Source organism: Pseudomonas sp. G3-19, assembly GCF_054855875.1.
This window is the reverse complement of record NZ_JBMPIQ010000003.1, coordinates 4070096-4094629: the sequence shown is the minus strand read 5'-3', so window position 1 is coordinate 4094629 and position 24534 is coordinate 4070096. Positions and strand designations below refer to the sequence as shown.

At 60.7% G+C, this 24534-nt stretch carries 23 protein-coding genes; 22 read left to right on the top strand and 1 reads right to left on the bottom strand.

What is annotated here, in order from left to right; genetic code table 11:
- Positions 1-75 precede the first annotated feature (75 nt).
- The gene (locus ACOYXI_RS18880; RefSeq protein ID WP_003213368.1) at positions 76-351 is read left to right on the top strand and encodes an HU family DNA-binding protein; all 276 of its coding nucleotides are present in this window, start codon (positions 76-78) and stop codon (positions 349-351) included.
- A gap of 96 nt (positions 352-447) precedes the next feature.
- Here ACOYXI_RS18880 and ACOYXI_RS18875 read toward each other — a convergent pair whose 3' ends face one another.
- Entirely contained in the window at positions 448-804 is a 357-nt protein-coding gene (locus tag ACOYXI_RS18875; protein WP_098966314.1) for a hypothetical protein, read from the bottom strand.
- A gap of 752 nt (positions 805-1556) precedes the next feature.
- Here ACOYXI_RS18875 and tssA point away from each other — a divergent pair.
- The 21 genes from tssA to ACOYXI_RS18770 all read left to right on the top strand — a co-directional run bounded on the left by tssA (position 1557) and on the right by ACOYXI_RS18770 (position 24528).
- Complete coding sequence (gene tssA, locus ACOYXI_RS18870; RefSeq protein ID WP_210556297.1) at positions 1557-3119, top strand: type VI secretion system protein TssA; 1563 nt, start codon at positions 1557-1559, stop codon at positions 3117-3119.
- Positions 3120-3151: 32 nt separating this feature from the next.
- Complete coding sequence (gene tssB, locus ACOYXI_RS18865; RefSeq protein WP_003229587.1) at positions 3152-3655, top strand: type VI secretion system contractile sheath small subunit; 504 nt, start codon at positions 3152-3154, stop codon at positions 3653-3655.
- A 25-nt stretch (positions 3656-3680) separates the two neighbouring features.
- A complete protein-coding gene (tssC, locus tag ACOYXI_RS18860; protein WP_003229584.1) occupies positions 3681-5156 on the top strand; it encodes a type VI secretion system contractile sheath large subunit in 1476 nt (491 codons plus the stop codon).
- A 9-nt stretch (positions 5157-5165) separates the two neighbouring features.
- The gene (gene tssE / locus ACOYXI_RS18855; RefSeq protein ID WP_007920274.1) at positions 5166-5573 is read left to right on the top strand and encodes a type VI secretion system baseplate subunit TssE; all 408 of its coding nucleotides are present in this window, start codon (positions 5166-5168) and stop codon (positions 5571-5573) included.
- A gap of 11 nt (positions 5574-5584) precedes the next feature.
- A complete protein-coding gene (locus ACOYXI_RS18850) occupies positions 5585-6109 on the top strand; it encodes a PAAR domain-containing protein (protein ID WP_098966311.1) in 525 nt (174 codons plus the stop codon).
- Between the two features lies 1 nt (position 6110).
- Positions 6111-6761, top strand: coding sequence for a hypothetical protein (locus ACOYXI_RS18845; protein WP_461675153.1), 651 nt, complete (start codon positions 6111-6113; stop codon positions 6759-6761).
- A 5-nt stretch (positions 6762-6766) separates the two neighbouring features.
- Positions 6767-7123 (top strand): hypothetical protein, encoded by a 357-nt coding sequence (locus tag ACOYXI_RS18840; protein ID WP_225136803.1) that lies wholly within the window; start codon positions 6767-6769, stop codon positions 7121-7123.
- 47 nt (positions 7124-7170) lie between these two features.
- The gene (locus ACOYXI_RS18835) at positions 7171-7395 is read left to right on the top strand and encodes a hypothetical protein (protein WP_134785012.1); all 225 of its coding nucleotides are present in this window, start codon (positions 7171-7173) and stop codon (positions 7393-7395) included.
- Positions 7392-7814 (top strand): hypothetical protein, encoded by a 423-nt coding sequence (locus tag ACOYXI_RS18830; protein ID WP_134785011.1) that lies wholly within the window; start codon positions 7392-7394, stop codon positions 7812-7814. The genes ACOYXI_RS18835 and ACOYXI_RS18830 overlap by 4 nt, the downstream gene beginning before the upstream one ends.
- A gap of 69 nt (positions 7815-7883) precedes the next feature.
- The gene (gene tssF / locus ACOYXI_RS18825; RefSeq protein WP_007962320.1) at positions 7884-9671 is read left to right on the top strand and encodes a type VI secretion system baseplate subunit TssF; all 1788 of its coding nucleotides are present in this window, start codon (positions 7884-7886) and stop codon (positions 9669-9671) included.
- Positions 9635-10642 carry a type VI secretion system baseplate subunit TssG gene (gene tssG / locus ACOYXI_RS18820; RefSeq protein WP_003229570.1) on the top strand — a complete coding sequence of 336 codons (1008 nt, stop codon included), beginning with the start codon at positions 9635-9637 and terminating at the stop codon, positions 10640-10642. Before tssF ends, tssG begins: the two co-directional genes overlap by 37 nt.
- Before the next feature lie 11 nt (positions 10643-10653).
- Positions 10654-13311 carry a type VI secretion system ATPase TssH gene (tssH, locus tag ACOYXI_RS18815; RefSeq protein WP_098966305.1) on the top strand — a complete coding sequence of 886 codons (2658 nt, stop codon included), beginning with the start codon at positions 10654-10656 and terminating at the stop codon, positions 13309-13311.
- A 10-nt stretch (positions 13312-13321) separates the two neighbouring features.
- Positions 13322-14842 carry a sigma-54 interaction domain-containing protein gene (locus ACOYXI_RS18810; protein WP_134785009.1) on the top strand — a complete coding sequence of 507 codons (1521 nt, stop codon included), beginning with the start codon at positions 13322-13324 and terminating at the stop codon, positions 14840-14842.
- Positions 14843-15175: 333 nt separating this feature from the next.
- Complete coding sequence (locus ACOYXI_RS18805) at positions 15176-15316, top strand: hypothetical protein (protein ID WP_003229566.1); 141 nt, start codon at positions 15176-15178, stop codon at positions 15314-15316.
- An 18-nt stretch (positions 15317-15334) separates the two neighbouring features.
- A complete protein-coding gene (gene tagH, locus ACOYXI_RS18800) occupies positions 15335-16528 on the top strand; it encodes a type VI secretion system-associated FHA domain protein TagH (protein ID WP_134785008.1) in 1194 nt (397 codons plus the stop codon).
- Positions 16529-16533: 5 nt separating this feature from the next.
- Complete coding sequence (tssJ, locus tag ACOYXI_RS18795) at positions 16534-17034, top strand: type VI secretion system lipoprotein TssJ (RefSeq protein ID WP_007962325.1); 501 nt, start codon at positions 16534-16536, stop codon at positions 17032-17034.
- A 2-nt stretch (positions 17035-17036) separates the two neighbouring features.
- Positions 17037-18368: a type VI secretion system baseplate subunit TssK gene (gene tssK, locus ACOYXI_RS18790; RefSeq protein WP_007962327.1), complete on the top strand. Its 1332-nt coding sequence runs from the start codon at positions 17037-17039 to the stop codon at positions 18366-18368.
- 5 nt (positions 18369-18373) lie between these two features.
- Positions 18374-19249 (top strand): type IVB secretion system protein IcmH/DotU, encoded by an 876-nt coding sequence (gene icmH / locus ACOYXI_RS18785; RefSeq protein WP_003229559.1) that lies wholly within the window; start codon positions 18374-18376, stop codon positions 19247-19249.
- 13 nt (positions 19250-19262) lie between these two features.
- Entirely contained in the window at positions 19263-22802 is a 3540-nt protein-coding gene (gene tssM, locus ACOYXI_RS18780; protein WP_098966299.1) for a type VI secretion system membrane subunit TssM, read from the top strand.
- Positions 22802-23530 (top strand): PP2C family protein-serine/threonine phosphatase, encoded by a 729-nt coding sequence (locus ACOYXI_RS18775; RefSeq protein ID WP_027610389.1) that lies wholly within the window; start codon positions 22802-22804, stop codon positions 23528-23530. Before tssM ends, ACOYXI_RS18775 begins: the two co-directional genes overlap by 1 nt.
- Positions 23527-24528 (top strand): serine/threonine-protein kinase, encoded by a 1002-nt coding sequence (locus tag ACOYXI_RS18770; protein WP_027610390.1) that lies wholly within the window; start codon positions 23527-23529, stop codon positions 24526-24528. Before ACOYXI_RS18775 ends, ACOYXI_RS18770 begins: the two co-directional genes overlap by 4 nt.
- Positions 24529-24534 lie beyond the last annotated feature (6 nt).

Sequence of the window (24534 nt, the reverse complement as noted above, 5' to 3'; positions counted from 1 at the left end):
TGCGGCGCCTTGGGCGCTGTTCCAACGAGAACAGCACGGACATAACAACAAAAAACCGTCAAAGGGGCTTCACTAATGCGTAAACCAGAACTCGCCGCTGCAATCGCTGAAAAAGCGGATCTGACCAAAGAACAGGCCAACCGCGTTCTCAACGCCGTCCTCGAAGAAATCACCGGCGCTCTGCACCGCAAGGACAGCGTCACGCTGGTGGGCTTCGGCACCTTCCTGCAACGCCACCGCGGCGCCCGCACCGGCAAGAACCCGCAAACCGGTGAGCCGGTGAAGATCAAGGCCAGCAACACCGTGGCATTCAAGCCAGGCAAGTCGTTGAAAGACAGCGTCAATCCTTAAATTGCGGCGAACTCCCTGAGTAGCGGGGAGAACTGCAATAAAAAATGGGCACACCGATTGCGGTCGGGTGCCCATTTTTTGTGCCTGCCAATCGGCTTATTGACGCCGGAAGCAGGCCTTGCCGTTGCCGAAATCCACGGCCAGGCAGTTCGGCTCGATTGCCAGTTGCAGATCCTGAAACAGGCCGGACAAATCGCTGTTCGACGCCGGTTTGGTATCGCTTTTCAGCGTCACGGTGTTGTTCTGCACCTGCCAGGTGCCCTTGGCAAAACCGTTAGCGCTGCCATATGCCACGCCTGCGTCAAACGTGCCGTCCTTGCGCAGCAGCAATTCGGCGCCCATTTCCATTGCACCGGTCAGATAGTAATGACCGTCCAGTGGCGGGGTGTCCGCTGACGCTTGAGTTGTTGGCAACCAAATAAGTGCTGCGAAAAATATGGCTTTCAATTCCATGAGGTAAAGCTCCTTGGCGGCTCCGGGCTCGGGAGCCGAATGAGATGCAGGCTTCGGACCGTGGCTCTACAGTCAGCCGGTCTGGTTGACATTGCCGGTCGAAAAGAATTTACCAAGGCAAGCTGGCAACGTGGGAAATAAAACGATGTAAGAATTATCCCTGACATTTGTCAGAGTATTTTCGGCGTGGAAGTGTTGCGTAAGTGGTGGAAATGACTGTTGGATCGCACTTCGATAATTATTGAGTTGGCACTGAAGTACAGCATTCACGAGATGAATAAAGTTTCAGAAAAATGAATTGCCATCAAATTGATGGCACTTTTTTTGTTGAGCGTTGTCGCCGCTGAATTGTTTGTAATTCCAGCGGGTTCTCGGAAAAATCCTACTTCTATTTTTTTCGAGAGTTGTCATGCTGGCCCCCGTGTAATAGGACGGATGTTCGACGCGATTCGCGCAGGCTGGATCGGGCCGCTCTGGATCAAGGGTTCTGAGGGCGCAGGGCAAATGTTCACAATATAAATCGCCATCAGGGATTCCCCTGCCACATATAGGGCGATCTCCTACACGGCCCAATGAACACTTCGTCTTGTTGTTTAACCAGATGCTTGCTAGTGGCCATCATAGTGATTACGATGCGCCCACTTGAAAGAGCACATCTCAATTGGATGAGTCGCTTCACTGCTCTTCGATACTGTCCCGCGCCGCGGCAACTCCAATAGGCGCATGACTGTAATCCTAATTAAAGGCCATGGATGTCCTACTCAAGCAAACTTTCCGCCCATTACCTCGAACTCGCAAAAGTCTCTGTTTCCAAAGAGAATTTCGCGGGTGAAGACGTTCGTTTTTCGAGCGAATTCGAGGCGCTGGAAAGCGAGCTGGCCAAAGCCTCGTCGATGCACGAAAGCGGGCAGATCGACTGGCTGAAAATCCGTGAAAACAGCGAAAATCTGCTGCGTACCCAATCCAAGGATTTACGCGTCGGCGCCTGGCTGACCTGGTCGTTGTACCAGCGTGAATCCTTCCCCGGGCTGCTGGCCGGCCTCGGTCTGCTGCACCATCTGTCGGAAAACCACTGGGCCGACGTTCACCCGCTCAAACCGCGCACCCGTGCCGCCGCCATCGGCTGGCTGGTGCCGCGTCTGGAGCAGGTGCTCACCGAAAACATTGCGATCAAGGAACAGCTGCCGATGTTCCGGCAACTGTCCGAGCATCTGGCCGGCCTCGATGCCGCATGCACCGAGCACCTGGGCGATGACGCACCGCTGCTGCTGCCGCTCTCGCGTCGCCTGAAAACCATGATCCAGCGTGCCGCCGACAATCAGCCGGCCCCCGGTGTGGTGGGTGCAGCAGTGGCGCAGGTCAAGCAGGCCGCGAGCCAGTTGCTGACCCCCGGCGCACCGATCGATAACGAAAAAGATGCCTACAAGGCTTTGCGCGCGCAGCAGGAAAGCGCGCGTCCGTTGTGTGCCTGGTGGCTCAAGCAGAAGGCCACCGACCTGCGCGCCCTGCGCCTGAACCGCACTTTGCTCTGGCTGCCGATCGACGCGGTGCCTGAGCGCAATGCCGAGCAGATCACCGTGCTGCGCGGCCTGCCGGTGGACAAACTCAAGCAGTACCAGGATCGCTTCGATCAGGGCAAATACGCCGACCTGCTGGTGGAACTGGAGGCGAGCCTGGCGAAGGCGCCGTTCTGGTTCGATGGCCAGAGGATGGTCTGGGAATGTCTCCAGAACCTCAACGCCGAGATGGCAATGCGCGAAGTGGAAATCCACTTCGCGCTTTTGGTTCAGCGCCTGCCCGGCATCATCGAATGTCGTTTCCATGACGGCGCGCCGTTTGCCGATCCGTCCACCCGGGCGTGGATCGCCGGCAATGTCATGCCGCACCTGCAGAGCGCCAGCGCGCCGCGCAAGGTCGAAACCGACGACGTCGAAACCCAGCCCGCCTGGGAAAAGGCCCTGCAGGAAGTGCTGCCGCTGCTGCGCAAGGAAGGCCTCAAGCCTGCCGTGCAGACGCTCAAGCAAGGGCTGCAAACGGCTCACGGTGGCCGCGAGCGGTTCTTCTGGCAGTTCGCCCTCGCCCGGCTGTGCTTCATGGCCAAGAAGTACGAACTGGCCAAGAACCAGCTCGAAACCCTCGATCAGACATTACAGGACTCAGGCCTGCACGCCTGGGAGCCCGATCTTGCATTGGAAGTGCTGCACCTGCTGCACAGTTGCTGCGAGCTGTTGCCGCAGAACCATGCAGTGCGTGAACGCAAGGAAGAGATTTATCGCAGGCTGTGCCACCTCGATCTCGAAGTGGTACTCGAATAGGCCCCAGGGCCACAACCGCAAGGAGAAAAGCCATGGCCAAAGAAGGCTCGGTAGCCCCCAAGGAACGCATCAACGTCACCTTCAAACCCGCCACCGGCGGTGCTCAGGAAGAGATTGAACTGCCGCTGAAGCTGCTGGCAATCGGTGACTACACCCACCGCAAGGACGATCGCAAAATCGAAGATCGCAAGCCGATCAGCATCGACAAGATGACCTTCGACGAAGTGTTGGCCAAGCAAGAGCTGGGTCTGACGCTGAGCGTGCCGAACCGTCTGCAGGAAGATGGCGAGGCCGACGAGCTGGCTGTGCAACTGCGCGTCAATTCGATGAAGGACTTCAACCCGGCCAGCCTGGTCGAGCAAGTGCCTGAGCTGAAAAAACTGATGGAACTGCGCGATGCGCTGGTGGCCCTCAAAGGCCCGCTGGGTAACGCACCTGCGTTCCGTAAAGCGATCGAAGGCGTGCTCGCCGACGACGAATCCCGCGGTCGCGTACTCGGTGAGCTGGGCCTGAACGCCGCAGCCCCGGACGCCTGAGACTCCAGCCAAGGAAGCCAACACAATGAGCACTAGCGCAGCACAAGAGAAGAGCGCCGAAAGCGGCGAATACAGCATTCTCGACAGCATCATCGCCGAAACCCGTCTGACCCCGGACGACGAAGCCTACGACATCGCCAAGCGTGGCGTGTCGGCGTTCATCGAAGAACTGCTCAAGCCGCAGAACAACGGTGAGCCGGTCAAGAAGGCCATGGTTGACCGCATGATCGCCGAGATCGATGCCAAGCTCAGCCGTCAGATGGACGAAATCCTGCACCACCCGGACTTCCAGGCACTGGAATCGTCGTGGCGTGGCCTGCAGTTGCTGGTGGACCGCACCAACTTCCGCGAAAACATCAAGATCGAAATCCTCAACGTCTCCAAAGAAGACCTGCTGGACGATTTCGAAGACTCGCCGGAAGTCATGCAGTCGGGCCTGTACAAGCACATCTACACCGCTGAATACGGCCAGTTCGGTGGTCAGCCGGTGGGTGCGATCATCGCCAACTACTTCATGTCCCCAAGCTCGCCGGACGTGAAACTGATGCAGTACGTGGCCAGCGTTTCGTGCATGTCCCACGCGCCGTTCATCGCTGCCGCCGGCCCGAAATTCTTCGGTCTGGAAAGCTTCACCGGCCTGCCGGATCTGAAAGATCTGAAAGACCACTTCGAAGGCCCGCAATTCGCCAAATGGCAGAGCTTCCGTACTTCGGAAGACTCCCGCTACGTCGGCCTGACCGTGCCGCGTTTCCTGCTGCGTAACCCGTACGATCCGGAAGAAAACCCGGTCAAATCGTTCGTGTACAAGGAAACCGTTGCCAACAGCCACGAGCACTACCTGTGGGGCAACACCGCGTTCGCGTTCGGCACCAAGCTGACCGACAGCTTCGCCAAATTCCGCTGGTGCCCGAACATCATCGGTCCACAGAGCGGTGGCGCGGTTGAAGACCTGCCGTTGCACCACTTCGAAAGCATGGGCGAAATCGAAACCAAGATCCCGACCGAGGTTCTGGTCTCCGACCGTCGTGAATACGAACTGGCCGAGGAAGGCTTCATCTCCCTGACCATGCGCAAAGGCTCCGACAACGCGGCGTTCTTCTCCGCGAGTTCGGTGCAGAAGCCGAAGTTCTTCGGCATCAGTGCAGAAGGCAAGGCGGCAGAGCTGAACTACAAGCTCGGCACCCAACTGCCGTACATGATGATCGTCAACCGCCTGGCTCACTACTTGAAAGTGCTGCAGCGCGAGCAACTCGGTTCGTGGAAAGAGCGTACCGACCTCGAGCTGGAACTGAACAAGTGGATCCGCCAGTACGTCGCCGACCAGGAAAACCCGAGCGCCGAAGTCCGTGGCCGTCGTCCGCTGCGCGCTGCGCAAGTGATCGTCAGCGACGTTGAAGGCGAGCCGGGCTGGTACCGCGTGAGCTTGAACGTGCGTCCGCACTTCAAGTACATGGGTGCCGATTTCACCCTGTCGCTGGTTGGCAAGCTGGACAAAGAGTAAGAGCGACTCATGGACGGATACGGCAGCCTGTTCGAGCGCCTCAACGGCGACGCGCAACTACGCAAGGGCAACAGCCTTGAGGCTTGTGCCATGGCGTCAGTGGCTGCCCATCTGGCCAAAATGCTCAGCACCCGGGCCGGCAGCGTGCAAACGCTGGCCGACTACGGGTTGCCCGATCTCAATGACATGCGTCTGAGCCTGCACGACTCCCTGAGTCAGGCCCGTCTGGCCATCGAAAACTTCATCGAAGCCTACGAGCCGCGCCTGAGCAATGTGCGTGTCATTTCCCTGCCGCGTGACCACGACCAGTTGCGGCTGGCCTTCAGCATCGAAGGCCTGCTGGAAGTCGAGGGTTTCAAGCGTCAGGTCAGTTTTTCCGCGCGCCTGGATGGCAGCGGTCAAGTGAAGGTCACCTAAGGAGATTCCCGATGTCTGGCAAACCCGCAGCACGCGTATCCGACCCCACCGCTTGCCCACTTCCTGGCCACGGTACCAACCCGATCGCCGCCGGTTCCGGCGACGTGTTCTTCGACGGCCTCGCGGCCGCCCGCCAAGGCGATGCCTCGGCGTGTGGTGGTGCGTTGGTTGGCGATCTGGCGACTACCGTTTTGATCAATGGCAAACCAGCTGCGACCGTAGGTTCGGTTGGTTCTCACGGCAATAAAGTCACGGCAGGTTCCGGGACGGTGATTATCGGTAATTCGCACTCGCCGGCGCCGTTTGTGCCGCCAATTCCGTTGAACATATTTGGCTTTGATGTACGTGTTCAGTTAATGGACCCAGTATCGGGAGCCCCACTTAAAAATATTGCATACACCGCTACGCTTGAGGATGGTTCGGAAATTCGAGGCGTAACAGACGATACCGGACTATCCAAGTCGCTGGGCTCAAAAGCTCAAGTCCAAAATATACAAATTTCGGCTATACCAAACTGGTTGGTTAGGGGGGAGTGAAATGCCTCAAGCCGTAAAAGTCGCAACTGTAGCGACCACTCCTGCTAAGGATAAGACCCCAGTACAAATTTACTTGGTAAGTGATCATGATTTTGTGATTCCTGTTGTGTTTCCGGACTACAAAATTCATGTGGAGGCTTTGGGTATTAGTCATAAGTTCTCTGACCTAGGCCACGCAGGTGTACTAATTGTCAACGGTAAAACGGGGCTGACGAAGTACGGAGAGTACGGGCGTTATGAAGGAGCAGGTCCACCGGGAATTGTGAGGTTACGCCCTGTTCCTAATGTGACGATCAAAGGCGGAGCGATTACTGAGTCATCACTCAAAAAAACGTTGAGAAGTATGTCTTTAGCTTATGGTCAGTCGAGCAATGTGTCTGGGGTTGTACTCAGGGGGGCCGCTTTTTCTCAGGCCGAAGCGTGGCTTAAAAATAAAGAAAAAGACAACGACAACATGAATAGAGAACCGTACAGCATAAGAAGCCACAACTGCATGACGTTTGTGGCTGATTTAGTTGATAGTCTGGATCTCGGTGCGCCTAAAAGATCCTATTTTGCAGTGATACCAAAAGATTATATGGAGGATTTCCAAGAAACAAAGCCAGATCTGGATTACACATTCAGCAAAGATACGTTGGAGATAAAAGATTGATCTGGTTGAAGCGTTTTCTGATGGCCGTTGGTGCACTGTCTCTGTTGATAGCATTCGGGGTAATGTTTTTTATGGATTTTTCAGAAGATAAGCCGCATGTACTCAGCGAATATCCAAATGCTCATTGGAGAGGTGGTGCTGATGGAGGTCAATACATTGAAGTGACTAAGTCAGAACCTCCATATTATTTCGTTCAAGTCAGGCATGAAAGTGGTGAGTTGTGGGATGAAGGATGGCTCAAGTTTGGAGACGAGAATAGCGAGCCACTCACATCTAACAGTGTAATTGCCTTTTCAGGAGAAGGTGTTATTTATCTTCAGCAACGCAAAGTCCTAAGTTCTGAAAAAGCTAAAGCGAAATAGCTATGAGCAAATATTGAAAGGCATTCTTGGGTATACGTTGGAAGCTGATGAAAATATCTGAAGCAGGTGAAATTCAAGGCTACCTCGCCTTTGTTGCCGACAGCGACCTGTTCGGCTGGCTGGCCCTGTTGAGCTTTTTTTTACTCGCGGCAGCAATTTTTCCCGCTGCTCGGAATTCGCACCTGCACCGTGTGATGACGTTTTCAGTTCTGGTAGCCATTGTTGCTATCCATGGCTTTGGTTCGTGGTATGGGAATTTGAGGCTTGCATGAGTAGCTACGTTCGTCTCGCCCTATGCCTATTAATCCACGCCCTCGGATGCGTGGCTTATGCATTTTTGAATGACGCGGTTGTGCATGCTTACAGGCTTTTTAACGGCGGATTTACCTCCCATGGTGTCGCCATCGGCATTGCGAGTTACGCACTGTTTTACATTTTTCTGGGCGTCAACCTGATCGTTGCGCTGATTCCAAGTCTGGTCGCCAAGCTGGCCATCCTTTTTCTGATGGTGGGCTTCATCCTGCTCTGGATGCTACCCGACAACCCGTTAAGAGCCCTGTTTTACGGCGTAGCTCAAGGCTGCGTCACGTTGCTGGCGATCCTCACCACTCAAGTCATCGAGTTGCGTTGGGCTTTGCGAAACATCGCAGGTCGCATTCAGCCAAGTCAGCCTGCAGGTGCAATCCAATGACCAGGTCGGACATCCAGCGTAATCCGCAGGACAGTTATTCCATGAGTTCCACTACCAGGCAGGTAACCCGTGTCCTTTAACCACTACTACCAAAGCGAACTCACCGCACTGCGCCAACTCGGTCGCCGTTTCGCCGAGCGTAGTCCGGCGTTGGCGCCGTTCCTGGGCCAGGCTGGGCGGGATCCGGATGTGGAGCGGTTGCTGGAAGGCTTTGCGTTCCTCACCGGGCGTCTGAGGCAGAAGCTCGACGACGAGCTGCCGGAGCTCAGTCACTCGCTGATGCAACTGCTGTGGCCGAATTACATGCGCCCGCTGCCGGCGTTCAGCATTCTGCAGTTCGATCCGCTGAAGCGGTCGGGCCCGGCGCTGGTGGTCGAGCGCGATACGCCGATCGAAAGCAAACCGATCGAAGACGTGCGTTGCCGCTTCCGCACCTGCTACCCGACCGAAGTCTTGCCGCTGGATCTGGCAGCGCTGAACTATTCGGTAAAGGGCGACGGTTCGCTGCTCAGTCTGCGTTTGGAAATGAGCGCCGACGGCCACCTCGGTGAGCTGGAACTGAGCAAACTGCGCCTGCATTTTGCCGGCGAGCGCTACATCAGCCAGATGCTCTACCTGAGTCTGCTGCGCAACCTGGAAGGCATCGAGCTGATCCCGCTCGACGGCGCCGGCAAGCCAATCGATGGCGTGGCCGGCAAGCCGATGGCGTTCAAGATTCCGGGTGACCGGGTCAAGCCAGTGGGCTTTGCCGAAGAAGAAGCGTTGATCCCGTATCCGCTGAACACCTTCCGTGGCTATCGCTATCTGCAGGAATACTTCGCCTTCCAGGACAAGTTCCTGTTCGTCGACGTCAACGGTCTGGACATCCTCAAGGCGCTGCCGGAAGACACGCTCAAGCAGATGCGCGGCCTGGAATTGCGTTTTGATATCCGCAAAAGCGGGATCATGCGCATGCGGCCGACCCTGGATAACGTGAAGCTGTTCTGCACGCCGATTGCCAACCTGTTCGCCCACGACGCGCTGCCGATCCGCCTCGATGGCAAACAGGATGAATACCTGCTGCTGCCGGCGGAATACGATCTGGAAAACTGCGGCGTGTTCTCGGTGGAAACCGTGACTGGCTGGAAGCCCGGCGGCCTCGGTTATCAGGAGTACGTGCCGTTCGAATCCTTCGAGCATGACCCGAGTTTCGACGTGCCCAACAGCCGTCCGCATTACAGCATCCGCCAGCGTTCGTCGTTGCTGCATGACGGCCTCGACACCTACCTGAGCTTCGGCATCCGCCACACCGAAGCCCACGAAACCCTGTCGATCGAGCTGATCTGCACCAACCAGAACCTGCCGCGCAAGCTCAAGCTCGGCGACATCTGCATGGCCTGTGAAGAGACCCCGGAGTTCCTCAGTTTCCGCAACATCACCCCGGCCACGTCGAGCTTTGCGCCGCCGCTGAACCGTGACTTCCTGTGGAAGCTGATCAGCAACATGTCGCTCAACTATCTGTCGCTGGCCGACGTCAACGCGTTGAAGGTGATTCTCGAAACCTACGACCTGCCGCGCTACTACGACCAGCACGCGGAGAAGGTCAGCAAACGCCTGCTCGGCGGCCTCAAGCACATCAAGCACCACCACGTCGACCGGCTGCACCGTGGCTTGCCGGTGCGCGGTCTGCGCACCGAACTGACCATCGACCCGGAAGGGTATATCGGCGAAGGCGACCTGTTCGTTTTCGCCTCGGTTCTTAACGAGTTTTTCGCGCTTTACGCCAGTCTCAATTCGTACCACGAGCTGCGGGTAAAAAGCACACAGGGAGAGGTGTACCAATGGACACCACGTATGGGCCTGCAGCCCCTGCTTTAAGCGGGCTGACCAAGGTAATACGCGAGTACTCGCTGTTTCAGGCCGTGCTGCTGGTGATCGACCGGCTGCGCGAGGCGCACCCGTACCTGAGCGAAGACGATCTGTACGATCAAGTGGAGTTCCAGGCCAACCCGAGCCTGGGCTTTCCGCGCAGCGACGTCGATCGCGTGGAGTTTTTCGAAGAGCACGGGCAGATGCGCGCACGCATGCGTTTCAACCTGATCGGGCTGGTCGGCTCCGGTTCGCCGCTGCCGGCGTTTTACGGCGAGCAGGCTCTGGGCGACAGCGAGGACGGCAACCCGACGCGCAACTTCCTCGACCTGTTCCACCATCGCCTGCAACGGCTGATGCTGCCGATCTGGCGCAAGTATCGCTATCGCGCCAGCTTCCAGAGTGGCGCGATCGACCCGTTCTCGTCGCAGCTGTTCGCCCTGATCGGTCTGGGTGGCGACGAGATCCGCAAGGCCAAGGAACTGAACTGGAAACGCCTGCTGCCGTACCTCGGTTTGCTCAGCTTGCGTGCGCACTCGGCGGCGCTGATCGAAGCCGTGCTGCGTTATTACTTCAAGCACGAAGACCTGGTCATCGAGCAGTGCATCGAGCGTCGCGTGGAGATCCTCGACGAGCAGCGCAACCGCCTCGGTCGCGCCAACAGCCTGCTCGGTGAAGACCTGGTGCTGGGCGAGCAGGTGCGCGACCGCAGCGGCAAATTCCGCATTCACATCACCGAACTCGACTGGGAGCGATTCCACGAATTCCTGCCGATCGGTTTCGGTTACCAGCCGCTGTGCGCGCTGGTGCGGTTCACCTTGCGTGACCCGCTCGATTACGACATTCGCCTGGTGCTGCGCCCGGAAGAAATCCGCGAACTGCGCATTGGTGAGAAGAACGACTGTCGCCTGGGGTGGACCAGTTGGTTGGGCTGCGAAAAAGCAGACGGCGTGGTCACCCTGGGCAGCAAAATTCATTAAGGACGTGAGCCATGATCAACGTAGACCTGCAACAACTCATCCAGGCGCTGGACGCCGAAACCCGTCGCGATCTGGAGCGTTCGGCCGAACGTTGCGTGGCCCGTGGCGGCAGCAAGATCCTCGTCGAAGACCTGTTGCTGGGTCTGCTGGAGCGTCCGAACGGCTTGCTGTCGCGCGCGCTGCAGGATGCGGATGTCGACGCGGGTGAGCTGAGCGCCGCACTGCAATCTCGCGTTGAACACAGCGCCTCGCGCAACCCGGTGTTCGCCCCGGAACTGGTGCAATGGCTGCAAGACGCGCTGCTGGTGGCGAACCTCGAACTGGGCCAGACCCAGGTCGAAGACGCTGCGCTGATCCTCGCGCTGCTGCGCAACCCGATGCGCTACGCCGGCAGCCGTTACCAGCCGCTGCTCGCCAAGCTGAACATCGATCGCCTGAAGGAATTCGCCCTGTCGCAACAGGAGCAACCGGCGGCCAACGGCAAGCCGGCGGCGCAGGGCGAATCGCTGTTGCAGCGCTTCACCCACAACCTGACCCAGCAGGCGCGCGAGGGCAAACTCGACCCGGTGCTGTGCCGCGATGGCGCGATTCGGCAGATGGTCGACATCCTCGCCCGTCGCCGCAAGAACAACCCGATCGTGGTCGGTGAGGCCGGTGTCGGTAAGACCGCCATCGTCGAAGGCCTGGCCTCGCGCATCGCTGCCGGTGAAGTGCCGCAGGTGCTCAAGGGCGTCGAGCTGCTGTCGCTGGACATGGGCCTGCTGCAGGCTGGCGCCAGCGTCAAAGGTGAATTCGAGCGTCGCCTCAAAGGCGTGATCGACGAAGTCAAAGCCTCGCCGAAACCGATCATTCTGTTCATCGACGAAGCCCACACCCTGATCGGCGCGGGCGGCAACGCCGGCGGTTCCGACGCGGCCAACCTGCTGAAACCGGCGCTGGCTCGCGGAGAACTGCGCACCATCGCCGCCACCACCTGGGCCGAGTACAAGAAATACTTCGAGAAGGACCCGGCGCTGGCCCGTCGTTTCCAGCCGGTGCAGTTGCATGAGCCGACTGTCAGCGAAGCGGTGACCATTCTCCGTGGGCTGGCGCAGGTCTACGAGAAGAGCCACGGCATCTACCTGCGGGATGACGCGGTGGTCTCGGCGGCGGAATTGTCCGCGCGCTATCTGGCCGGTCGCCAGCTGCCGGACAAAGCCGTCGACGTGCTCGACACCGCGTGCGCTCGGGTGCGCATCAGCCTCGCCGCTGCCCCGGAAAGCCTCGAACGCCTGCGTGGCGAACTGGCCGAAGGTGGCCGTCAACGTCAGGCTCTGCGCCGCGATGCCGAAGCCGGTCTGCTGATCGACCACGAAGCGCTGGATGCACTGGAAGCGCGACTGGACGAAGCCGAAAGCGAAATGGTTGCGCTGGAAAGCCTGTGGACCGAACAGAAACAACTTGCCGAGCGCCTGCTGGAACTGCGTCAGCAACTGGCCAAGGCCCGCGAAGCTGCCGCTGTCGAGCCGACTGTCAGCGTTGAAGAAGACGCCGAAGGCACCGTGATCGAAACCATCGCCGCCGAGGTCGAGGAAGGCCAGAGCGTCGAAGCGCTGGAAGCCGAACTGCACCAGACCCACAGCGCCCTGACCGCTGCGCAGGTCAAAGAGCGTCTGGTCAGCTTCGAAGTCTGCCCGCGTCTGGTGGCCGAAGTGATCAGCGCCTGGACCGGTGTGCCGCTGGCGCAACTGGCCCGCGAGCACAACGCCAAGGTCGCGAGTTTCGCCACTGACTTGCGCACGCGCATCCGTGGTCAGGAACAAGCCGTGCACGCGCTGGATCGCTCGATGCGCGCCACTGCCGCCGGCCTGAACAAACCGGATGCACCGGTCGGTGTGTTCCTGCTGGTCGGCCCGAGCGGCGTCGGCAAGACCGAAACCGCGCTGGCCCTGGCTGACCTGCTGTACGGCGGCGACCGTTTCATCACCACCATCAACATGTCCGAATTCCAGGAGAAGCACACCGTATCGCGTCTGATCGGTGCGCCACCGGGCTACGTCGGTTACGGCGAGGGCGGCATGCTCACCGAAGCGGTGCGCCAGAAGCCGTACTCGGTGGTGCTGCTCGATGAAGTCGAGAAGGCCGATCCGGACGTACTCAACCTGTTCTACCAAATCTTCGACAAGGGCGTGGCCAACGACGGCGAAGGTCGCGAGATCGACTTCCGCAACACCTTGATCCTGATGACCTCGAACCTCGGTAGCGACAAGATCAGCGACCTCTGCGAAGACGGCGCCCGCCCGACCGCCGAGCTGCTCGAAGAGACCATTCGCCCGGTGCTGAGCAAACACTTCAAACCTGCGCTGCTGGCGCGGATGAAAGTGGTGCCGTACTACCCGGTCGGCGGTCCGGTGTTGCGCGAGCTGATCGAGATCAAACTCGGTCGTCTCGGCGAGCGCCTGAACCGCCGTCAGCTGGATTTCAGCTGGTGCCAGAACCTCGTCGATCATCTGTCCGAGCGCTGCACGCAAAGCGAAAGCGGCGCGCGCCTGATCGACCATCTGCTCGATCAGCATGTGCTGCCGTTGGTAGCCGACCGCTTGCTCGATGCGATGGCCACCGGTGAAAGCCTCAAGCGTGTGCATGCCACGCTCGACGGCAACGCCAGCGTGACGTGCGAGTTCGCCTGAGGTGGGTGTGATGTTCACTGAAGTGCCGCAGCCACTGGTCTATGCCGAAGCCTTGCTGGCGCAGTTCGCCAGCCTGTCGCGCGCGGCGGACGGTGCTGCGCTGCTGGGTGACTTCGTGCGCGGGTTGGCCGAACTGAGCGGGTGCGAATTGACCCAGCTGTACCTGCTCGACGCCACCCACACCTGCCTGGGGATGAACGCCGAATGCCTCGACGGCGCGCTGCAACCGCGCGCCGCCACCAGCCTGCCGGCGGACTACAACGGTGAGCAGCTGCTGCAGTTTGCCCTGTGCCAGAACCGCGTGGTCTGCCTCGATGATCTGGGCGCCAGCCTGCACGAAACCAGTTTCCTGCCGGCCACCGCTGGCGCCTGGCAATCGCTGCTGTGCGTGCCGCTGGTCAATCAGCAGAAGGCGGTTGAAGGCCTGCTGCTGTGCGCCAGTCGTCGTCACGTCGACCTGCAGGGTTTTGCCGATTCACTCGGCCAGCTCGGCTCGTTCGTCCTTGGTCAGTTGCACTTGCTGCAGCGTCTGCGCCAGCCGCCGGCCGAATCGGCCACGGTGGCGCGCAGTGTGCCGAGCATCAACGGCTATGGCCTGATCGGCAAAAGCGCCGCCATGCGCCAGACCCATTCGTTGATCAGCAAAGTCCTGCACAGCCCGTACACCGTGCTGCTGCGCGGCGAGACCGGCACCGGCAAGGAAGTCGTGGCCCGGGCGATTCACGATTGCGGCCCGCGCCGCTCTCAGGCGTTCATCGTGCAGAACTGCGCGGCCGTCCCGGAAAACCTGCTGGAAAGCGAGCTGTTCGGCTATCGCAAAGGCGCTTTCACCGGTGCCGATCGCGACCGCGCGGGGCTGTTCGATGCGGCCAACGGTGGCACGCTGTTGCTCGACGAGATCGGCGACATGCCGCTGTCGCTGCAAGCGAAGATTCTACGGGTGTTGCAGGAGGGCGAGATTCGTCCACTGGGTTCCAACGACACGCACAAAATCGATGTGCGCATCATCGCCGCGACCCACCGCGATCTGTCGACGCTGGTCAGCGAAGGCAAATTCCGCGAGGACCTGTATTACCGACTGGCGCAGTTTCCGATCGAGTTGCCGGCACTGCGTCAGCGCGAAGGCGACATCCTCGAACTGGCTCAGCACTTCGCCGAGAAGACCTGCGCGTATTTACAGCGCGACCCGGTGCGCTGGTCGAGCGCGGCGCTGGAGCACCTGTCCGGTTACACCTTCCCCGGCAACGTGCGCGAACTCAAGGCACTGGTCGAACGCGCGGTGCTGTTGTGCGAGGGCGGCGAGTTGCTCGCCGAGCATTTCTCCCTGCGCATGGAGCCGATGCCCGAAGACCACAGCGGCCTGAATCTGCGCGAACGCCTGGAAAAGGTCGAACGCACGCTGTTGCTTGATTGCCTGCGCAAGAACGACGGCAACCAGACCCTCGCCGCCCGCGAACTGGGCCTGCCGCGCCGCACCCTGCTGTACCGCCTCGGGCGCCTGAATATCAATTTGGGTGACTTCGATGGTTGATCTGAACCTGGCTCTTGCCGTTTGCACAACTCCTGTCTTGAAGGGCTTCTCTGTGGCGAGGGGATTTATCCCCGATCGGCCGCGCAGCAGCCGTAATCCAGCAAACGCGGTTCTCCTGAAAGAACCGGTAATCAGGTTTTGGGGCTGCTTCGCAGCCCATCGGGGACAAGTCCCCTCGCCACAAATTGCTCACTTGCCACAGGAGGTGCGTACGCCTCGGTGGTCTGGCTCAAGGCCCCGATGTAGAGCCTTCGAGACCACTCAAAGAATTAATTTCAGCGCCGCCCGCAAGGGTCGGCGCTTTGTGCTTTGTCTACCCCTGGAGACCCTCTGATGTCTGTTCGTCACTGGCACGCTGTCCTGCTGACCCTCGTCGTTCTATGCGGCCTTGGCGGCTGTAGCGGCAATTACAAATTCAACGACAACGACTATCGCCCGTTGGGTGATCCGCAAGCGGTCAATCGCGGCAAGTGACCGCAAGGAGCATCAAACATGGAACTGGTTTTCGAAATGCTGAACACCAAGCAGTTCGTGCCCACCGAGTTGTGCCAGAAGACCTTCAAACAGGCTGGCGGCGTGATCGGGCGGGGCGAGGACTGCGACTGGATCATTCCTGACCGCAAGCGTCACCTGTCCAATCACCACGCGATTGTCAGCTACCGCGAAGGCACGTTTTTCCTCACCGACACCAGCAGCAACGGCGTCCAGGACGGCGGCAGCGGCGCACGCCTGCACAAGGGCGAACCGGTGCGCATCGAGCACGGCAGCACCTACGTGCTCGGTGACTTCGAGATTCGTGCGCGGCTGGTGCGTGACCCGGCGACCTTCGACGGTGAAGTCGGCCGTCCGCGTGCCGCCGGCAGCATCATTCCGGACGACGCCTTCCTCGACCTCGATCCGTTGAACGCGATCGAACAGCAAGAGCGCGTCTATTCGGAAATCGACGAACTGTTGGCCCCGACCGCCAAGCCCGAGGACTCCCGTCAGCGTGCCGACTATGCGCGCATCGACATGGAAAGCCTGATGGTGCCCGAGCTGATCGCCCCGGTTGAACCCGAGCCAGCTCCGGCCCCGAAAGCCGTCGAGCGTCAGAGCGAAGGGTTCTGGGAGCATTTCGGCGCGGCGCTGGGCGTGGATGTCAAAGGCCTGGATCACGACGCCCGCGAAGCCTTGGCGCTGAACGCCGCGCGTCTGCTGCGCCAGAGCATCGGCGGTTTGCAGCAGAGCCTGCGCACTCGTTCGGAGCTGAAAAATGAACTGCGTCTGGCCCAGACCACCGTGCAAGGCACCAACAAGAACCCGCTGAAATTCGCCGTCGATCCGAGCGAAGCGCTGCAGATTCTGTTGCAGCCGCACAAGCCCGGGCACTTGCCGGCCGAGCAGGCGATCTCCCGTGCATTCCGCGATCTGCAAGCGCATCAGGTCGCGCTGCTCACCGCCAGCCGCGCCGCCGTGCGCGGCACCCTGGAGCACTTCTCGCCAGAGCAGTTGACCCTGCGTTTCGAGCGCGACAACAAGCCGTTGATCGCCACCTCGGGCGGACGCTGGAGAGCGTTCGGCCGTTACCACCAGGCCCTGCGTCAGGACGATGACTGGAGCGAGCGTCTGCTGGCCCGCGATTTCGCCCAGGCCTACGAAGAACAGATCCGCCTGATCTCCACCCTCCACACCGACCACCAAGGATGATGCGCATGTCTCGCCGCTCGACCGCTTTTTTCAAGACGCTGACTGCGCTCACCGTGCTGGTGCTGCTCGCCGGTTGCTCGTCGCTGTCGCCGTACTCGAAAGTGACCAAGATCAATCTGAAGCTGACCGGCAGCGATCAGCTCAACCCGGACCTCAACGGCCGTCCTTCGCCGATCGTCGTGCGCCTGTTCGAACTCAAGCACCCGGTGACTTTCGAGAACGCTGATTTCTTCAGCCTCTACGAGCGCGCCAAGGAATCCCTCAACCCGGATCTGGTGGCCAGCGAAGAACTCGAACTGCGCCCGGGTGAAACCGTGGAAATGAAACTCAGCGTGGAGGAGGGCAGCCGCTACGTCGGCGTTCTCGCCGCCTACCGCGATCTGCCGGAAACCAAGTGGCGCTACACCGTTCAGGTCACCCCGCTGGAGCTGACCGAGGCCGATCTGACCCTCGATCAGGCCGGTATCCGCAACACCCATGAAGCGCTCGCCAAGGCGGATGACTGAACATGAATACCCATAAAGTCATTTGGCAGGAAGGCATGTTGCTGCGGCCGCAGCACTTCCAGCACAACGATCGCTATTACGATCACCAGATGAAAACCCGCACCCAGTTGCTGGGTGGCTACACCTGGGGTTTCCTCAATCTGGAGATCGACCTGCAGTTCCTCAACATGGGCAAACTGGTGATCAGTGCCGCCTCGGGGATCCTGCCGGACGGCAGCCTGTTCGAACTCGGCGGCAACACCGAGCCGCTGGCGCTGGACGTGCCGCCGAACACCGGTAACACGCCGATTTACCTGGCGCTGCCGTTGGTCACCGGTAACCACATCGAAGCGCGCCGCCCGGAGCAGTCCGACGTGCTCGCACGTTACACCGCGTACGACGCCGAAGTGGCCGACTCCAACGCCGGCGATGATTCCGCCAGCCAGGTCAGCTGTGGCCGCCCGGACTTCAAACTGTTGCTCGGCGAGCAGCAGAGCGATCAGGCCTACGTGAAGCTGAAGATCTGCGACGTGCTCGACACCACGCCGGACGGCGTGATCAGCCTCGATCCGGATTTCGTGCCGACCTACATCCAGGCTCATGCTTCCAGCTATCTGCTGTCGTGCCTCAAAGAAGTCATCAGCATGCTCAACCACCGGGGCGACACGATTGCCGAGCGGATCCGCTCCAACGGCAAGGTCGGTGGCGCGGAAGTCGGTGACTTCATGATGCTGCAACTGATCAACCGTACCGAACTGCTGCTGCGCCACTACCTCGGTCTGGAGCAGGTGCACCCGGAAGAGTTGTACCGCACGCTGCTGACCATGCTCGGTGATCTGGCGACCTTCTCCAGCGACAGCAAGCGCCCGCGTCTGGACAGCCGCTATTCCCACGCCGATCAGGGCGCGAGCTTCCGCAAACTGATGGAAGCGATTCGTCAGGTGCTGTCGATGGTGCTGGAACAGCACGCCATCGAGTTGATCCTGCAAGCGCGTCAGTACGGCATCATCGTGTCGCCGTTGCACGACCACAAACTGCTCGGCTCGGCATCGTTCGTGCTGGCGGCAAGTGCCAACTGCGACTCCGAAGAACTGCGCCACCGCTTGCCGGCGCACCTCAAGGTCGGCCCGGTGGAGCGTATCCGCCAACTGGTCAACCTGCACTTGCCGGGGATCAAGGTCAAACCGTTGCCGGTGGCCCCGCGGCAGATCGCGTTCCACTCGAACAAAACCTACTTCATCCTCGAACTCAGTTCCGAAGACCTGGCGCAACTCGAGCGCTCCGGCGGCTTCGCGTTCCACGTGTCCGGCGAATTCGCCGAGCTTGAACTGAAATTCTGGGCCATCAGGAACTGACCGACATGATCAAGGAAACGGATTACAACCAGGACGACAAAACCGTCCTGCTCGATCGTCAGGGCCACGGACCGGCAGCCAGTCCGCTGACCGACTTCGCCGCGCCGCCGCGCTTCGAGCAACTGGAAGAACGGATGATCTACGCCGCGCGCCTGCGCCCGGCGGAGGCGTTCAACATCAGCCTGAATTCGCTGGTGGCGGCGTCGTCCGAACTGCTCTCGGAAGTGGTGCGCCTCAAGCACAGCGAAACCCGCGAAGACCTCTACGCGCTCAACGAGCGCCTGACCGCCGGGCTCAAGCTGTTTGAAGTGCGCGCGTTGCACAACGGCGCCGAAAGCAGCCAGGTGATGGCTGCGCGTTACGTGCTCTGCACCGTGGTCGACGAAGCTGTGGTGACCACGCCGTGGGGCAACGAAAGCGAGTGGTCGCAGATGAGCCTGCTCAGCAGCTTCCATAACGAGACGTTCGGTGGCGAGAAGTTCTTCCAGCTGCTCGATCGGCTGTCGAAGAACCCGGTCAAACACCTGCCGATGCTCGAGCTGATGTACCTGTGCCTGTCCCTTGGTTTCGAGGGCAAGTACCGCGTGCAGGCCCGTGGCATGCTTGAGCTTGAAGGCATCCGCGACGCCCTGTACCGGCAGATCCGTCAGTTGCGTGGCGACGTGCCGCGCGAGTTGTCGCCGCACTGGGAAGGCCTCAACGACCAGCGCCGCAACCTGGTGCGCATCGTGCCGGCGTGGATGGTGGTGCTGTTCACGCTGGTCTGCCTGGTGGTGATGTATTCGGGCTTCGCCTGGGTCCTGGGCGAGCAGCGCGACACCGTTCTGCAACCTTATCAGCCGCTTGATCCGGCCGCGGTGCAACCGCAGTCGCAGCCGTAAACAGGGACGTGTGATGAAAAAGTTTTTCAAGAAAGTCGGCGCCTTCCTGCGCCAGACCTGGGTCTGGACCCTGCTGCTGGTGCTGTTCGTGGCACTGCTGGTGTGGTTCGTCGGCCCATTGTTGGCGGTGGATGACTACAAGTTCTGGGAGAGCGCGACCTCGCGTCTGCTGACCATCGCCGTGCTGTTCCTGATCTGGGGCCTGACCATGGTCTTCGTCAGCTGGCGCGCGGGCATCCGCAAGAAAGCCGTCGAAGAAACCGAAGACGGTCAGGATCGCATCCGTCGTGACGAGCTGATCGAAGAAGAGCAGAAAGAGTTGAAGGCGCGCTTCAAGGACGCGCTGAAAACCCTGAAGACTTCGAGCCTGTATCGCGGCCGCAGCGAACGCTGGCGCAACGATTTGCCGTGGTACCTGCTGATCGGTCCGCAGGCCTCCGGCAAGACCAGCCTGCTGGACTTCTCCGGGCTGGAATTCCCGATCAACAAGATCGACCGCAAGCTGACCCGCGACACCCTCGGCACCCGTCATTGCGACTGGTACTTCGCCGATCACGGTGTGCTGATCGACACAGCCGGGCGCTACACCACCCAGCCGGACGCGGAAGTCGACGGCAGTGCCTGGACCACCTTGCTCGAACTGCTGCGCAAGCGTCGTCGCGGGCGTCCGTTGAACGGTGTGCTGGTGACCATTCCGGTGGAATCGCTGATCGGTGGCAGCGAGCAGGACATCGACACCCTGGCGCGCCAGGTGCGCGGCCGTCTGCAAGACGTCTATCAGAAACTGCACGTCGATGTGCCGGTGTATCTGGTGCTGAGCAAGGCGGACAAGCTGCTCGGTTTCGACGAGTTCTTCGATCAACTGACCCGCGAAGAAAGCGATCAGGTGCTGGGTACCAGTTTCCGCAAGGATCAGGTCGGCACCGACGTCGCGGTACTGCGCGGCGAGTTCGAAGAACTGCTGCGGCGCCTGAACAATCAGGTGATCATGCGCATGCACTCCGAGCGCGATACCCAGCGCCGTGGCCGCATCCTCGACTTCCCGCATCAACTGGGGCAGATCGGCGAGCGCCTGTGCCTGTTCGTCGACATGGCGTTCACTGGCAACCGCTACCAGCGCGCGTCGCTGCTGCGGGGTTTCTACCTGACCAGTGCTCCGCACCTGACGCAGGAAATGGACGCAACCACCGCCGGCATCGGCGCCAACCTCGGCATGAATGCCGGCGTGCTGCCGACCCTGCGCAGTGGCCGTTCGCGCTTCATCCATCATCTGTTCAGTCGGGTGATTTTCCCCGAGTCGGATCTGGCCGGCCTCGACAAACGCGAGCGCAGCCGCATCCATTGGGGTCAGCGTGCGTTGTACGTTGGCGCACTGGCGGCATTGGCGCTGTTCGGCATGCTCTGGGCCGGTGGTTTCTCGGCCAACTATGAGCGTCTGGAAAACCTGCGCACGCTGGCGCAGAACTGGACTCAGCAGCGTTCGGCGCTGACCCCGCGTGATGACGCGATGGGCGTGTTGAAAACCCTCGACACCAGCTACGCCGCGACTCAGGTGTTCCCGAAGAAGGGCGACGTCTCGTACCACGAGCGTGGCGGTCTGTATCAGGGCGAAGACGTCAATCCGGTGGTCAAGCAAGCCTACGAACATGAGCTCGAAGCGCAATTGCTGCCACGGGTCGCGACGATGCTCGAAGGGCAGATCCGCGCCAACATGAAGGACCGCGACAAGCTGCTCAACAGCCTGCGTGCGTACCTGATGCTGAACATGAAAGACCGTCGTGACGCGGTGTGGCTCAAGGACTGGGTCGCCACTGACTGGTCGCAGCGCTACACCGGCAACACCGCGGTGCAGAATGGTCTGAACACCCACCTCGAACGCCTGTTGAAGCAGCCGTTCATCTACCCGCTGAACGATCAACTGGTGACTCAGGCACGTCAGGTGCTGCGCGCCGAATCGCTGGCCACCGTGGTCTACCGCATGCTCCGCGAGCAAGCGCGCAACCTGCCGGAATACCGTTTCAGCCAACACCTCGGCCCGCAGGGCTCGCTGTTCATCGGCACCGAATACGTGATCCCGGGCTTCTACACCCAGCAGGGTTACCAGCAGTACTTCTCGGTGCAGGGTTCGGCGCTGGTCACCGACATCCTGCGTGACAACTGGGTGCTGGGCGAAGGCGCGGGCATCAGCGACATGGACTTGCGTCGCCTGATGGTCGAGCTGGAGCAGCTGTATTTCCGTGACTACGCCAACTACTGGAGCGAAGCCGTCGGCCAGGTAGCCTTGCCGCCGATCAGCGACGCCGGTGAAGGCGCCGAGCAACTGGCGGGCCTGACTTCGGCCAACTCGCCGGTGCTGGCATTGCTCACGGAAGTGCGCGAAAACACGCGCTTCCCGGCTGCTGCCGATCCGGTGGATGAAGCTGGTGATGCCGCCGATGCACTGGCAGGGCAGAAGGGCAAACTGGGCAAGGTCGGCAAACTCGCGTCTGCCGTGGCGGACAAGGCTTCGGCGATGGCCGTGGCGAAAAGCCTGCCGGACACCGCGAAGAAGTCGCTGCAACGCCGCTTCGAGCCGCTGCACCGTTTGCTCGATGACAACAACGGCCCGGCCGCAGACCTGACCCCGGCCATCAGCGCGCTCAACGACCTGCAACTGCAACTGTCCGGTCTGGCCCGTTCCAGCACGCCGGAACAAGCCGCGTTCGAAATGGCGAAAACCCGCATGAGCGGCCAGCGTGATGCGCTGACCAACCTGCGTGCGGCCTCGGGTCGCCTGCCGCGTCCGCTGAGCGTGTGGTTCAACGTGCTGGCCGAAGACTCGTGGCGCCTGGTGCTTAACGACGCTTACCAATACCTGAACGGCCGTTATCAGAACGAGCTGTACAGCGTGTATGGCAAAACCATCAGCAAGCGTTATCCGTTCAGCGCCAGCAGCACCAGCGACGTGGCGATCAGCGACTTCCGCGAGTTCTTCCGCGCTCAAGGCACCGTCGATCGCTTCTTCGACAGCTACATGCGTCCGTTCGTCAGCGGTGATCCGGGCAACTACCGGATGCGCAGCGTCGACGGTCACAGCCTGCCGGTGTCGAAGATGTACCTCGACCAGATGGCGGCGGCGCTGACGATTCGCCAGAGCTTCTTCTCGATCAACCCGGCCGAGCCGACCGTGCAGTTCAAACTGGAACCGTACACCCTCGATCCGGCGGTGAGCCGTTCCGAGTTCAAGTTCGGCGACAAGACCATGGAGTACCGCCACGGTCCGATCCTGCCAATGACGTTCAAGTGGCCGACCGATGCTGAAGACGGTCGCACCAGCCTGGTGATGGACAAGATGGCCGGGCGTCCGATCGGTATCGAGAAGAACTCCGGCCCATGGTCGCTGTTCCGTTTGTTCGATTTGATGCAGACCGAGTACCTGACCGGTCGCGACGTGCTGGTGCTGAAAGCCGACGTGGGTGGCCTGCGCGCCAACTACCTGCTGACCAGCCAGCGCACGCCGAACCCGTTCGACATGGGCGTGCTGCGCACCTTCCGTATGCCGGTGCAGCTCTGATGCTGGTGGCCAGTCCCTGGCGCAGCGCGGCGCGTACCGACCCGGGCAAGGTGCGGGCGCGCAACGAAGATGCCTTCCTCGACTCGCCACAGCAGGGGCTGTGGGTGGTCGCGGACGGCATGGGCGGTCATCAGGGTGGCGACATCGCCAGCCAGTTGATCGTCGCCAGCCTGGCTGAACTGCCGCAGCACGAGGACTTCGACGAACGCCTCAAAGCCATCCGCCAGTGCCTGCACTGGTTGAATCGGCGTTTGGGGCAGGAGTTGACGGTCACCGCCGGACGCCATGACAGCATCATGGGCAGCACCGTTGTGGCGCTGCTGGTGGAAGGCAATCGCGCGGCCTGCATCTGGGCCGGCGACAGCCGTTGTTACATGTGGCGCGGGCAGCGGCTGTATCAGCTGTCCAAAGACCATTCGCTGCAACAGCAACTGATCGACGAGCAACAGATGAGCGTCGAACAGGCGGCAGCGCACCCGGCGGCTCAGGCCTTGACCCGAGCCGTCGGCGCCGCCGAACAGTTGACCCTGGATGTCCTCGAACTCGAGGTCTATCCGGGCGATGCGTTTTTGCTGTGCAGCGATGGTTTGTATCAGGGCCTGAGCAGCGATGCCCTCGGCAACGCCCTTAGCCTCAGCGCGCCGCACGTGGCGCTGGAACGTCTGTTCGACGGCGCCCTGCGTGGCGCCGCCCGGGACAACCTGACTGCCGTGGTGATCCGCCAATGACTGAAATCGAATCCTCAGTCGATGACTTGCTGATGAGCGAAGAGCAGGCCAGCAACCTGACCTACTTCGCCTTCGCCAAGGCAAACAACGCCGAGCCGCTGCTGGCGCCGACCAAGGCCAGCATCGGTGCATTGCCGGACGTACTCGCCGGCCGCTACCACCTCGAGCGTCTGCTCGGGGCGGGCGGCATGGGCGCGGTCTATCGGGCACGGGATCTGCTGCACGAACAGTTCGGCGATCCCGACCCTTACATTGCGCTGAAAATCCTCAGCGAAGAATTTGCCGAATCGCCGGACGCCAGTGCCTTGCTTTACAGCGAGTTCGCCCTGACCCGACGCCTGCGCCACGACAACGTCGTGCGTGCGCACACTTTTGAAGTCGACACCGACTGCCAGCGGGCCTTCATCACCATGGAATACATGCGTGGCCTGACCCTGGACAAATTGCTCTGCGAGCGGCCCCTCGGCCTGCCGTGGAAAGAAACGCGCGACATCGCGCTGCCGCTGCTCGATACGCTGGCCTACGCCCACCGTCGCGGCGTGCTGCACGGTGACATGAAACCGAGCAACGTCATGCTCAGCGAAGACGGCCTGCGCCTGTTCGACTTCGGTCTCGGTCAGGCAGACGAGGGCGTGTTGCCCGGCCTGCCGCACCTGAGCCGCGAGCGTTTCAACGCCTGGACGCCGGGCTACGCCGCCCCCGAACTGCTTGAGGGCCAACCGTTGTCGGCCAGCGCGGACGTGTACGGCGTGGCCTGCGTGATCTATGAACTGGCGAGCGGCAAACACCCGTTCCGCCGCTTGCCCTCGACCCAGGCCCGCGACGAGCACCTGGAGCGCGAGCTGCAAGCCCCGGCGAACTTACCGAAACACGGCTGGCCAGCGCTGCGAACCGCGCTGAGCTTCAATGCGGCAGAACGCACCATCACTGCCGACCAATTGCGTGACGCCTTGGGCGCCACTTCGTCCTGGCTGCAACGGTTGCGACTTCGGGCGTAACGGACG